The following is a 12,220-nucleotide window of genomic DNA, read 5'->3' as shown; positions in this document are numbered from 1 at the left end:
GCGGACGGCCCTACGCGCGCGTGCGGCCGTCCGCCCCGGCTCGCGGACACACGAAAGCGCCGGTCCGCCGCGGCCACGTCCCCCGTGTGCCACCGCTCACCGGCGCTTCCTCGTGCTCCCCCGTTTTCCCCCGTTCTCCCTCCCCCGTGCCCCCGTCCGGTCGTTCCCCCGGTCCCCCGTGCCTCGCTCCCGCCGAACCCGTCGGCGGAAGGAGCGGATCGAGGGCCGCTCCGTTCCGGCGCCCCGTGTCGCCGGTGCCGGAGCCGCCCCTCTCTCCGTGCCTCCACTCTCCCGTCCGCGCAGGTCCACCCCCATCCGCGCGCGTACTCATCTCACCTCCTAGGTACGCGTACTCAGGCCTGCGCGCTCATCCCCAGGACGCCGCGCGGCCGACTGGTTACGATCGCCTCCGTGTCCGTGCTCCCCCTCGTCTTCACCAGCGGCTGGGCCAGCGGCGTCAACGCCTACGCGGTGGTGCTGCTCCTCGGCGTGTTCGGCGCCACCGGCCTGAGCGACGACGTCCCCGGGACGCTCCAGCGCCCCGAGGTGCTCGTCGTCGCGGGCGTCCTGTTCCTGTGCGAGGCGGTGGCCGACAAGATCCCGTACGTGGACTCGGCGTGGGACGCGGTGCACACGGTCGTCCGGCCGGCGGCGGGAGCCTGGGTGGGGGCGGTGCTCGCCGGGCAGAGCGGCTCGCTCTCCGACGCGGCGGCCGCCCTGCTCGGCGGATCGACGGCGCTGGCCAGCCATGCCGTCAAGGCCGGCGCCCGGATGGCGGTGAACTCCTCGCCGGAGCCGTTCAGCAACGTGATCGTGAGTCTGGCCGAGGACCTCGGCGTCGCCGGGATCGTGACGTTCGCGATCTTCCACCCGGTGGCCGCCTCGGTCGTCGCGGCGGTTCTGCTGCTGGCCGGTCTGACGGTGCTGTTCTTCCTCGTCTCACGGATCCGGCGGTTCCTGCGGCGCAGGGCGCAGCGGCGGGAGGAACGCCGGCTCGCCCGGCTCCCCTGGCCGCCGCCGGGCTGACGGCGTGCGGGCCGACGGCGGCCGATAAGGTCGCGGGCATGGCAGGGATTGCGGTGATCGGCGCCGGCATGGGCGCGCTGGCGGCGGCGGCCCGGCTGGCCGTCGCGGGCCACCGGGTGACGGTGTACGAGCGGACGGACACGTACGGCGGAGCGGTGCGCCGCTTCGAGCGGGACGGGTTCGGCTTCGACACCGGTCCCGGGCTGCTCACGCTCCCGGCCGTCTGGCGCGACCTGTTCGTCAAGACCGGCAAGGAGCCCCTGGAGGAGTGCGTCGAGCTGGTGCAGGTCGACCCGTCCGCCCGCCATGTCTTCGCGGACGGCGCCTCGGCCGCGCTGCCGAACGCCTCACGTGCGGGGGTCGTCTCCGCGCTGGACGAGGCACTGGGCGGGCAGGCCGGGCAGCGCTGGGGCGACTTCCTGGTGCGGGCCCGCGAAGCCTGGGACCGCACCCGCCGGCCGCTTCTGGAGGAGCCCCTGTGGCCGAACTGGTCGGTGCTGGCCGACCGTGAGCCCTACCCGGCGGTGCCGCACCGACGTCTGCTGCGCACCCGGCGCGCGGGCTCCCTCGCCGAGGTGGGCGCCTGGGAGCTGCGCGACCCCCGGCTCGCCGCGCTCCTGGAGTCCCACGCGCTCGCGTACGGTCTCGACCCGCGGGTCGCTCCGGCGAGCGCGGCCGTCCTGCCGTACATGGAGCACGCCTTCGGCACGTGGTACGTGCGCGGGGGGATGCGGGAGCTGGCGCGTGCGGTGTACGAGCGGTGCCTGGCCCGCCGGGTCGAGTTCGTCTTCGGCGCCGAGGTGACGCGCGTCCTCGAGAAGGACGGCCGGGCGGCCGGCGTGGAACTGGCCGACGGCCGCGTGGCCGACGCGGACTTCGTCGTCGCCCCGGGCGGCTTCGCGGGCCTGCCCGCCCGGGGCGAGGGCGAGGTCGTCCCCCAACGTTCCCTGCCGAGCCGGCTGACCGTGCTGCTGGCCCTGCGCGGCCCCCGTCCGCGGGACGCCGCGCATCGCACGGTGGTGCACACGCCGGACCGTGAGGGCGAGCTGACGAGCCTCTTCGGCGCCGTGCCGGCCGCGCCCGCGCTGCCGACGGTGACGGTCCTGCGGCCGGACGACGCCCGCCTGGTCCCGGACGGCGACCACGAGGCGGTGACGATCGCCGCGACGGTCCCCGCCGGGCCGGAGCCGTCCGCCGAGCAGACGGACGCCGAGGCGGACGCCCTGGTCGCCGCCGCCGAGCGAGCCGTCCCGGGCCTGCGCGACCGCATTCTGTGGCGGGAGGTGCGCACCGCGGCCGACATCGCGCGCGAGACCGGAGCGGCGGGCGGGGCGGTTCCGGCGCCGGCGTTGGCGGCGGCCGGCGGACGGCTGCTGCATCCCGCCAACTCCACGGCACTGCAGGGTCTGTTCGCCGTCGGCGGCTGGTCGCACCCGGGCGGCGGGCTGCCGCACGCGGGGATGTCCGGCGCGCTGGTGGCCGGTCTGATCGTGGAAGGACCGCAGTTCCGGGGCTCGCAGTGAGCGTTCGGGGCGCGCGGTGGACGGGCGCGGCTCAGCGGCCGGCGAACCCGACTCGGCGGTGAGCGCAGTGAGCGCACGGTGCGGGCAAGGCCCGGACCCGGCGCGCGGTGACGGTCGGCCGGGGCGCGCGGCAGGCCGGCGCGGCCGTCAGAACCGGTACTGCTCGTCGTAGCCGGCGCCCTGGCCGGGCCCCTGCTGCCGGTCATCGCCCTGGTAGGGGTACTGCTGCTGCCCGGACGGGTAGTCGCCGCCCAGCGGATCGTCGGTGCTGCGCTGCTGCGGGACCCAGACGCCGCCGGCCGGGGTCTCCCCGTAGCCGCCCGTGCCGTACTGGTCCTGGCCGTAGCCCTGCTGTCCGTACTGCTGCTGCCCGTAGGCGGGGTCGTAGGACCCGGTGCCGTAGGTCTGGGTGCCGATGTACGGGTCGGAGTAGGCGGCGTACTGCTGCTCGCCGGTGGCGTCGTAACCGTACTGCTGCTGGTAGCCGGAGTAGCCGTCGTAGCCGTAGTTCTGGTCCGTGCCCTGGCCTGCCGTCGCGTACTGGTCCTGCTGCTGGCCCTGTTGCTGCCCCTGGCCGGTCGACGCCGCGTACGCGGCGTCGCTGTATATGCCGTAGGAGCCGGTGTCGTCGGGCATGGGCTGCGGCTCGTAGACGGAGGCCGCAGCGGTGCGGGCGGGGGTGAAGACGTCGTCGCGGTCGAAGTCGTCGTCGTAGGCGTTCGCGTCGCCGCGCCTGCCGTTGTCCCGGGCGAGGTCCGCGGCGTCGGCGTCGTACGGCGCGCCGGAGGCGAAGCCCGCCTCGGCCGCCCCGGCACCGGAGTCATCGAGGCTCGGGTCATGGCGCTCGGCCTTGCCGCGGCGGCGTTTGACGAACGGGCCGCCCTCGTCGCCCTCACCCTCCGCGTCGGCGCGCCGGAAGGCCCAGCCCTCGGCGAAGCCGCGCCGGAAGGACAGCGTGACGTACGTCTGGCCGACCGCGAAGGCGGCCGCGCCCAGCGCGATGACGACGACCGACGGGATCAGGACGCCGAGGACGACGCCGAGGAAGCCGACGAACGCCAGCAGCCGCCAGCGCAGCCGCGCCTTGTACTGCAGCAGCACCTCGCCCAGCAGCCACAGCGCGACGATGCCGAACGCGATGTAGAGGACCGTCCAGCCCATGTACGCCCCTCTCCCAGTGGCCGCTACGCAGTGTGTCGTAAGTCGGTGCGACCGGTCTAGGCCTGCGGCGGATGGTGCAGGCCCAGGTTCTCGTAGATTTCCAGCGTCGCCGTGGAGTTGTTGAGCGTGATGAAGTGCAGTCCGGGCACTCCCTCGGCCAGCAGCCGTGCGCAGAACTCCGTGGCGAAGTCGATGCCAATGGAGCGTACAGCGGACGGATCGTCTTTGGCTGTGAGGATCCGCTCTTTCAGGGCGGCCGGGAAGTGGGCGTTGCTGAGCTGGGGCAGGCGTTCCAGCATCTTCACACTCGTCACCGGAAGCACCTCGGGGATGACCGGAGTCACACAGCCGGCCGCCTCGACCCGGTCGCGCAGCCGCAGATAGGAGTCGGGCTCGAAGAACATCTGTGTGATGGCGTAGTCGGCGCCGGCCCGGCACTTGTCGACGAAGTGCGCGACGTCCGCCTCCCAGGCGTCGGAGCGCGGGTGCATCTCGGGGAACGCAGCGACGCCCACGCAGAAGTCGCCCGACTCCTTGATGAGCCGGACGAGTTCGGCGGCGTACGTCAGGCCCTGCGGATGCGGCACCCAGGCGCCCATGGGGTCGCCGGGCGGGTCGCCGCGCACGGCGAGCATGTTGCGGATGCCGGCGTCGGCGTACTGGCCGATGATGTTGCGCAGCTCGGCGACGGAGTGGTCCACGGCGGTGAGGTGCGCGACCGGCGTCAGGGTGGTGTCGACGGCGATCTGCTGCGTCTCCTTGACCGTGGTGGTCCGGGTGGAACCGCCGGCGCCGTACGTCACGGAGACGAAGTCGGGGGCGACCGCCTCGACCCTGCGCAGCGCGTTCCACAGGCTCCGCTCACCCTTGGGCGTCTTCGGCGCGGCGAACTCGAACGAGTACGTCTTCTTGCCGGTCGCCAGGATGTCGCGCACGGTGCGTGCGCGGTCCGTCCTGGTGGATGCGGTTCCCAGTGCCATACCCGCAGGTTAGCCAGGGGTGGGCGGTCCCCCAACCGGATGGGGGATATTTGCCCGAATTGCCGACTTGTTGTCCACCCCTTGGACGGTCGTACGGGAAACGACCGTACGAGCCGGAGCCCGCAGCCCTGCGGTCGGCGCCCGAAGCCCGGCGGCCGGCGGCCGGCGGCGTGCGGGCGGCCGCCGCGCGCTACGCCTGGCTCAGCCGCTTCGCGAACTCGGCCGCCGCCGCGCCGGGATCCGCCGCCTCGGTGATCGCCCGGACGACCACCACCCGGCGGGCGCCCGCCGCCAGCACCTCGTCGAGGTTGTCGAGGTCGACGCCGCCGATGGCGAACCACGGCCGGTCGGTCCCGAGGCCGGCCGTGTGCCGGACCAGGTCGAGGCCGGGTGCGTGCCGGCCGGGCTTGGTGGGGGTGGGCCAGCACGGGCCGGTGCAGAAGTAGTCGACGCCCTCCTGCACGGCGGCCGCCTCGGCCTCGGCCGCCGAGTGCGTGGAACGGCCGACGGAGACGTCGCCGCCGAGGATCGCGCGGGCCGCGGGGACCGGCAGGTCGCCCTGGCCGAGGTGGAGGACGTCGGCGCCGGCGGCGTGCGCCACGTCCGCGCGGTCGTTGACCGCGAGCAGCCTGCCGTGCCGGGCGCAGGCGTCGGCGAACACCTTCAGGTGCTCCAGCTCCTCGGCCGCCTCCATGCCCTTGTCGCGCAGCTGGACGATGTCGACGCCGGCCGCGAGGACGGCGTCCAGGAACTCCGGGAGGTCGCCCTGCCGGGTGCGGGCGTCCGTGCACAGGTACAGCCGGGCCGCGGCCAGGCGGGTACGGGCGGTGTCGGGCATACGAGGTCCCCCCAGGGTGGTGGCGTACGGGGGCCGGCTGCGCCCCCGTACACCCGGTGTCGGTGCGGATCCGCGGTTCAGACGGCGAGCGCCTGGGCCCGGCGCTTCACCTCCGTGCCGCGATTCTCGCTCAGGGCCTGCGCGGGCGTGCCGGGCAGGCTCGGGTCGGGGGTGAAGAGCCACTCGAGCATCTCTTCGTTCGAGAAGCCGTCGTCCCGCAGCAGTGTCAGGGTCCCGACCAGGCCCTTCACCACCTTGTCCCCGTCGATGAAGGCGGCGGGGACGTGCAGCGCGCGGTTCTCCCCCCGGCGTACGGCGATGAGCTGGCCGTCCTTGATCAGCTGCCGGACGCGGATCACGTCGACATCGAGCATCTCCGCGATGTCCGGCACGGTGAGCCAGGCGGGGACGAGAGCATCGGTCTTTGCGTCAATCTCGGTCACGGGAACAAGCCTGCCATCTGCCGCTGACAGTCGGAAGCCGGGCCGGTCCGACCAGGGGGTCGGCGGCTCAGGCGACGGCCGCCTTGAGCGGCCGGGCGGGGTCCACGAGGAGCCGGGGGTTCATCGGCGTGCCCGCCTCGATCAGCCGCCTGCCCTGGGCGAGGTCGCGCGGTCGTCCCACGGCCAGCAGGGCGACCAGGCGGTCCTCGCGCAGCCAGCAGACGCTCCAGGCGGGCCCGGACGGCTCGCCGCGCCACAGCAGGACGTCGGCGTCGGCGTGGTGACCGGCGTACTGGACGAAACGGCCGAACTGCTCGGACCAGAAGTACGGGACCGGGTCGTAGGGGACCGGCGGCTCGCCGGTGGCCGCGCCGAGGATGTTCGCCGCGACCGTGCGCGGCCCCTGGAGGGCGTTGTCCCAGTGGTGGACGAGGAGCCTCGCGCCGTACCTGCGCGAGGGGAAGGAGGCGCAGTCGCCGACCGCGTACACGTCCGGCAGGTTCGTGCGCAGGCCCGCGTCCGCCACGACCTCGTGGTGCGCGCCCAGCTCGACGCCGGAGCCGGCGAGCCAGGCGGTGGCGGGGCGGGCGCCGATGCCGACCACGACGGCGCCGGCGGCCAGCCGCGAACCGTCGTCCAGCACCACGGCGCCGGGCTCCAGGCGCGCCACGCGCGCGTGGGTGCGCAGGTCGGCGCCGCTGTCGGCGTACCAGTCGGCCATCGGGGCGGCGACCTCGGGCGGCAGCGCCCCGGCCAGCGGTCGGTCGGCGGCCTCGACCACGGTGACCGCGCAGCCGGCCTCGCGCGCGGCCGTCGCGAACTCCGCGCCGATCCAGCCGGCGCCGACGACCACGATGTCGTGCTGCCGGGCGAGGACGGGACGCAGGCGCTCGGCGTCGTCCAGGGTGCGCAGCAGATGCACGCCGGGCACGCCCTCGGAGCCCGGCAGCCGGACGGGCTCCGCCCCGGTGGCGAGGACGAGGACGTCGTAGGGGACGGGACCGCGCTCGGTGTCCAGCTCATGGTCGGCGGGTCGCAGGCCGAGGACCTCGCGGCCGAGCTCCAGCCCGATGCCGAGGCCCTCGAAGTCGACGTCGAAGGCGGAGTTCTCGGCCTTGCCGAGCAGCACGGCCTTGGACAGCGGGGGCCGGTCGTAGGGCTGGTGGGGTTCCGCGCCGATCAGGGTGACCGCTCCGTCGAAGCCCTGCTCGCGCAGGGCGACCCCGGTCTGCACCCCGGCCATGCCCGCGCCCGCGACGACCACGCGCCGCGCCCCGGACCGGCCCTCTTCCTGCCTCTGCTCGCTCACCCGATCACCATAGACACCTGACGTTTCGTCAGTCAGCCGCCCTGCTCGGTGACCTGCTCCACACCGTGCCCGACGCCCGGCGCCTCACGCGGGGATTCCTCCCCTTCGTCGGGGACCTGCTCCACGACGCTGACGCCGTGGCCCGCCCGCGACTCCCACTCCCAGGCCTCCTCGAGGCGGACCCGGCCGTCGGGCAGCTCCAGGACCGTCGACACGCAGTGCCCCGAGGAGGTCGTGCCGTCCTGGCCCAGCTGGACGTACCGGAAGTCGAGCCGGTCCCCTTCACGGGTCCCCACGAGGCGGCCGCACACGACGTCGCCGCCCGCGTATTCGGCCCAGACCGCCCCGTCCCGCTCGTGGTAGGCGAAGCGGGTGCGCAGGCCGACCTGCCCGGGAGCCTGGTCGACCACGGGGGCGAGGACGAGGCCGTCGAGCGAGCGTGCCATGGGCGGGGGCTCCCTTACTGAGGCGTGTCACGTCGGGCTAGGGTGGCCAACGTAGAGCACTCGCGGGAGCCCGGACGCACCGGGCTGAGAGGGAGGCTGGCGGCCTCCGACCGTACGAACCTGATCCGGGTCATGCCGGCGAAGGGAGGGGCTGGACGCCCATGTCGTCTCCACGCACGTCAGACGTCCTCGTCATCGGGGGCGGGATCATCGGGCTGGTCACCGCCTGGCGGGCCGCACAGCGCGGCCTCGCGACGGCGGTGGCGGACCCGGAGCCGGGCGGCGGGGCCGCCCAGGTGGCCGCCGGAATGCTGGCGGCCGTCACGGAACTGCACTACGGCGAGCAGACCCTGCTCGGTCTCAACCTCGCGTCGGCGCGCCGCTATCCGGACTTCGCGGCCGAGCTGACGGAGCTGACCGGGCTCGACGTCGGCTACCGGCGCTGCGGCACGCTCGCGGTCGCGCTGGACGCCGACGACCGCACCCATCTGCGCGAACTGCACGCCCTGCAGCGGCAGTCGGGGCTGGAGTCGGAGTGGCTGTCCGGGCGCGAGTGCCGGCGTCTGGAGCCGATGCTCGCGCCGGGTGTGCGCGGCGGCCTGCGAGCGGACGGCGACCACCAGGTCGATCCGCGGCGGCTGGCCGGGGCCCTGACGGCGGCCTGCGAGCGGGCGGGCGTCGTGTTCCACCGCACGTGGGCGGAGCGGCTGACGGTCGCGGCCGGCCGGGCGACGGGGGCCGTCCTGCGGGACGGCACGACGGCGGCGGCCGAACAGACGGTGCTGGCCGGCGGCAGTCTGAGCGGGCGGCTCGCGGGCGTCCCGCAGGACGTGCTGCCCGCCGTACGGCCCGTGAAGGGGCAGGTCCTGCGGCTGGCCGTGCCGGCCCGGTGCGCGCCGTTCCTGAGCCGGACCGTGCGGGCCGTGGTCCGCGGCAGCCACGTCTACCTGGTCCCCCGGGAGAACGGCGAACTGGTCGTGGGCGCGACCAGCGAGGAGCTCGGCTGGGACACCACCGTGACCGCGGGGGGCGTGTACGAGCTGCTGCGCGACGCCCACGAACTGGTCCCCGGCATCACCGAGCTGCCGCTCACCGAGACGCGCGCGGGCCTGCGTCCGGGGTCGTTGGACAACGCGCCGCTGCTCGGGCCGACGGAGCTGCCCGGGCTGCTGCTGGCCACCGGGCACTACCGCAACGGCGTGCTGCTGACGCCGGTGACCGGCGACGCGATGGCGGAGGTCCTGGTCACCGGGGAGCTGCCGGACGAGGCCCGACCCTTCAGTCCCCGGCGCTTCGGCGCCGCCGCACTCATGGAGCAGCCCGCGTGAACGCCCCTGTGAACGCCCCCGTGCACGTCTCGGTCAACGGCGAGCGGCGGCAGTTCGCTCCCGGCACCGCTCTCGACAGCGTCGTGCGGTCCCTGACGCCCGCGGCCTCCGGGGTGGCCGCCGCGCTCAACGAGACCGTCGTCCCACGCGCGCAGTGGCCGTCCACGGCGCTGTCCGACGGAGACCGCGTGGAAGTCCTCACCGCCGTCCAGGGAGGCTGAGCCATGGCCGACGACGACCTCGTCATCGGGGGGACGTCCTACTCCTCCCGGCTGATCATGGGCACCGGGGGCGCGCCCAGCCTGGAGGTGTTGGAGCGGGCCCTGGTCGCCTCCGGCACCGAGCTGACGACGGTCGCGATGCGCCGGGTCGACCCGTCGGTGCACGGGTCCGTGCTGTCGGTGCTGGAGCGGCTCGGCATCCGGGTGCTGCCGAACACGGCGGGCTGCTTCACGGCCGGCGAGGCCGTGCTGACGGCGCGGCTGGCCAGGGAGGCGCTGGGGACCGACCTGATCAAGCTGGAGGTCATCGCCGACGAGCGGACCCTGCTGCCGGACCCGGTCGAGCTGCTGGACGCGGCGGAGACGCTGGTGGACGAGGGGTTCACCGTGCTGCCGTACACGAACGACGATCCGGTGCTGGCCCGGAAGCTGGAGGACGTCGGCTGCGCCGCGGTGATGCCGCTGGGGTCGCCGATCGGGTCCGGCCTCGGGATCCGCAATCCGCACAACTTCCAGCTGATCGTCGAGCACGCGCGCGTGCCGGTGATCCTGGACGCGGGGGCCGGCACGGCGTCGGACGCGGCGCTGGCGATGGAGCTCGGGTGTGCGGGGGTGATGCTGGCGTCGGCGGTGACGCGGGCCCGCGATCCCGAACGGATGGCGTCCGCCATGCGGGCCGGCGTCGAGGCGGGCAGGTGGGCCCGGCTGGCGGGCCGCATCCCCCGCCGCTACTTCGCCGAGGCGTCGTCTCCCGCCGAGGGCCTGGCCGCCCTGGACCCGGAACGCCCCGCTTTCTGACGGCGGCGGGCCGCCCGGCGGGGGACGGACGTCACCGGCGCGGGACTCGCCCGGGCCTCGGGCGCGCCGGGTCCGGGCGCCGCCCGCCGGTTCGCGTCACAGCTCGGCTGCAGTCGCGCTGCGATCCCGGTGTGATCGGCGGGGTGTCGGCGGCGGCTCGTACACTCGCCTGCGTGGACACGACCCTTCAGGACCCTCTGGTCGGGCAGGTGCTCGACGGCAGGTATCGCGTGGAGGCGCGGATCGCGGTCGGCGGGATGGCCACGGTCTACCGGGCCGTGGACACCCGCCTCGACCGCGTGCTCGCGCTCAAGGTGATGCATCCGGCGCTCGCCGCCGACGCGGCGTTCGTCGAGCGGTTCATCCGGGAGGCGAAATCCGTCGCCCGCCTGGCCCATCCGAACGTCGTGCAGGTCTTCGACCAGGGCGCCGACGGGTCGTACGTCTACCTCGCCATGGAGTACATCGCCGGCTGCACCCTGCGCGACGTGCTGCGCGAGCGCGGGGCCCTTCAGCCGAGGGCCGCGCTCGACATCCTGGAGCCCGTCCTCGCCGCGCTGGGCGCCGCGCACCGGGCCGGGTTCGTGCACCGGGACATGAAGCCCGAGAACGTGCTGATCGGGGACGACGGCCGGGTCAAGGTCGCCGACTTCGGCCTGGTGCGCTCGGTGGACACCGTCACCAGCACCACCGGGGCGGTGCTCGGCACCGTGTCCTACCTCGCCCCCGAGCAGATCGACCAGCCGGGCGCCGCCGATCCCCGCGTCGACGTGTACGCGTGCGGCGTCGTGCTCTACGAGATGCTCACCGGCGACAAGCCGCACGAGGGGGACTCCCCCGCGATCGTGCTCTACAAGCACCTCCACGAGGACGTCCCGGCGCCCTCGGCGCTCGTCCCCGGGCTGCCCTTCGAGCTGGACGAACTCGTGGCGTCGGCCACCGCGCGCACGCCCGGCGTCCGGCCGCACGACGCCGTCGCGCTGCTCGCACAGGTCCGGGAGGCACGCGCCCCGCTCACCGAGGAGCAGCTGGACGCGCTGCCCCCGCAGGCCCTCTCCGATGAGCACGACAACGCCGAGGACCGCACGAGCGTGATCCCCCGCTCGCTCACCGTCCCCCGTCCGCTGCCGGTCAACGAGGACGAGCCCGTCGACGACGTGGTCGCGCTCAACCGGACCTCCCGGTTCCAGAGCCCGCCTCCGCTGCCGCCGCAACGCCGTTCCGTGCGGCCCCGGCGCTCGCTGATCGCACTCGTCACCGCCGTGCTGCTGGTGCTCGGCGTGGGCGCGGGCGTGTGGTACATCAACTCCGGCCAGTTCACCAAGGTCCCCTCGGTGCTGACGCAGAAGGAGGCCGAGGCCCGCAAGCGCCTGGAGGCGGCAGGGCTGGAGGTCGGCAAGGTCCGGCACACGTACAGCGACACGGCGCAGCGCGGCACGGTCACGGAGACGGACCCGGGGCCCGGCGCCCGGATCCGCAAGAACGACTCGGTGGCGCTCACCGTCTCCGACGGCCCCGAGATCGTGAAGGTGCCGGACGTGCAGGGCGCGGGGCTGGACAAGGCCCAGGAACAGCTGAAGAAGGACGGCCTGGAACCGGGCCTGGTCACCGAGGAGTTCAGCGACGACATCGCCCGCGGCGCGGTGATCAGCACCGATCCGGAGGCGGGCGCCCGGCGCCGCGCGGGCGCCGCGATCTCGCTCGTCGTGAGCAAGGGCAAGCCGATCGACGTCCCCGACGTCCTGGGTGACGGCCTGGACGACGCCAGGGCCGAGCTGGAGAAGGCAGGCCTGACGGTGAAGGTCGCCGCCGAGCAGGTCAACTCCGGGGTCGACAAGGGCAAGGTCGCGGCGCAGACCCCCAAGGCGGACAGTCAGCTCGCCGAGGGCGACACCGTGACGCTGACCGTGTCCAAGGGCCCGGAGATGGTCGAGGTCCCGAACGTGGTCGGCTCGAGTGTGGACGACGCCAAGTCGCTCCTGGAGCAGTCCGGGTTCCAGGTCGACGAGGACCGCGGCCTGCTCGGCCTGTTCGGCGACACCGTGAAGAAGCAGTCCGTCGAGGCCGGGAAGTCGGCTCCCAAGGGGTCGACGATCACGATCACCATCCGGTGACGGACCGGGCGGGCGGGCATGACACCCTGACCG

At 74.3% G+C, this 12,220-nt stretch carries 12 protein-coding genes and 1 riboswitch; of the genes, 6 read left to right on the top strand and 6 right to left on the bottom strand.

The genetic code is table 11. The features are described 5' to 3' along the window. Positions 1-411 precede the first annotated feature (411 nt). Positions 412-1,026: a DUF4126 domain-containing protein gene (locus ABT300_RS04555; RefSeq protein ID WP_351672023.1), complete on the top strand. Its 615-nt coding sequence runs from the start codon at positions 412-414 to the stop codon at positions 1,024-1,026. Positions 1,027-1,064: 38 nt separating this feature from the next. Then, positions 1,065-2,549, top strand: a complete 1,485-nt coding sequence (locus ABT300_RS04550; protein ID WP_351672020.1) for a phytoene desaturase family protein — start codon at positions 1,065-1,067, stop codon at positions 2,547-2,549. A gap of 147 nt (positions 2,550-2,696) precedes the next feature. On the opposite strand, the gene ABT300_RS04545 is transcribed toward ABT300_RS04550, so the two are convergent. The 6 genes from ABT300_RS04545 to ABT300_RS04520 form a co-directional block, all read right to left on the bottom strand. After that, complete coding sequence (locus ABT300_RS04545) at positions 2,697-3,710, bottom strand: SCO2102 family sporulation regulator (protein ID WP_351672017.1); 1,014 nt, start codon at positions 3,708-3,710, stop codon at positions 2,697-2,699. Positions 3,711-3,766: 56 nt separating this feature from the next. Further along, a complete protein-coding gene (gene metF / locus ABT300_RS04540; protein ID WP_351672014.1) occupies positions 3,767-4,690 on the bottom strand; it encodes a methylenetetrahydrofolate reductase [NAD(P)H] in 924 nt (307 codons plus the stop codon). A gap of 190 nt (positions 4,691-4,880) precedes the next feature. Then, the gene (gene thiE, locus ABT300_RS04535) at positions 4,881-5,528 is read right to left on the bottom strand and encodes a thiamine phosphate synthase (protein ID WP_351672011.1); all 648 of its coding nucleotides are present in this window, start codon (positions 5,526-5,528) and stop codon (positions 4,881-4,883) included. 77 nt (positions 5,529-5,605) lie between these two features. Beyond that, positions 5,606-5,971 (bottom strand): Rv2175c family DNA-binding protein, encoded by a 366-nt coding sequence (locus tag ABT300_RS04530; RefSeq protein ID WP_319278834.1) that lies wholly within the window; start codon positions 5,969-5,971, stop codon positions 5,606-5,608. Between the two features lie 67 nt (positions 5,972-6,038). Beyond that, complete coding sequence (locus ABT300_RS04525; RefSeq protein WP_351672007.1) at positions 6,039-7,280, bottom strand: NAD(P)/FAD-dependent oxidoreductase; 1,242 nt, start codon at positions 7,278-7,280, stop codon at positions 6,039-6,041. 32 nt (positions 7,281-7,312) lie between these two features. Continuing rightward, positions 7,313-7,726, bottom strand: coding sequence for an avidin-fold protein (locus ABT300_RS04520; RefSeq protein ID WP_351672004.1), 414 nt, complete (start codon positions 7,724-7,726; stop codon positions 7,313-7,315). A gap of 52 nt (positions 7,727-7,778) precedes the next feature. Then, positions 7,779-7,890, top strand: a riboswitch (TPP riboswitch). Between ABT300_RS04520 and thiO the strand changes: the two genes are divergently transcribed. From thiO to pknB, 4 genes are all read left to right on the top strand, one after another. Continuing rightward, positions 7,888-9,054 (top strand): glycine oxidase ThiO, encoded by a 1,167-nt coding sequence (thiO, locus tag ABT300_RS04515; RefSeq protein ID WP_351672001.1) that lies wholly within the window; start codon positions 7,888-7,890, stop codon positions 9,052-9,054. Its footprint overlaps the riboswitch before it by 3 nt. 20 nt (positions 9,055-9,074) lie before the next feature. Next, positions 9,075-9,275 (top strand): sulfur carrier protein ThiS, encoded by a 201-nt coding sequence (gene thiS / locus ABT300_RS04510; RefSeq protein ID WP_351672041.1) that lies wholly within the window; start codon positions 9,075-9,077, stop codon positions 9,273-9,275. Between the two features lie 3 nt (positions 9,276-9,278). Beyond that, the gene (locus tag ABT300_RS04505; RefSeq protein WP_351671998.1) at positions 9,279-10,073 is read left to right on the top strand and encodes a thiazole synthase; all 795 of its coding nucleotides are present in this window, start codon (positions 9,279-9,281) and stop codon (positions 10,071-10,073) included. A gap of 173 nt (positions 10,074-10,246) precedes the next feature. Continuing rightward, entirely contained in the window at positions 10,247-12,187 is a 1,941-nt protein-coding gene (gene pknB / locus ABT300_RS04500; RefSeq protein ID WP_351671995.1) for a Stk1 family PASTA domain-containing Ser/Thr kinase, read from the top strand. Positions 12,188-12,220 lie beyond the last annotated feature (33 nt).

The organism is Streptomyces sp. NPDC001027 (assembly GCF_040299045.1).
Lineage (GTDB): Bacteria > Actinomycetota > Actinomycetes > Streptomycetales > Streptomycetaceae > Streptomyces.
Note: the sequence above shows the minus strand (reverse complement) of the source record. Positions and strands in the feature narration are given on the sequence as shown.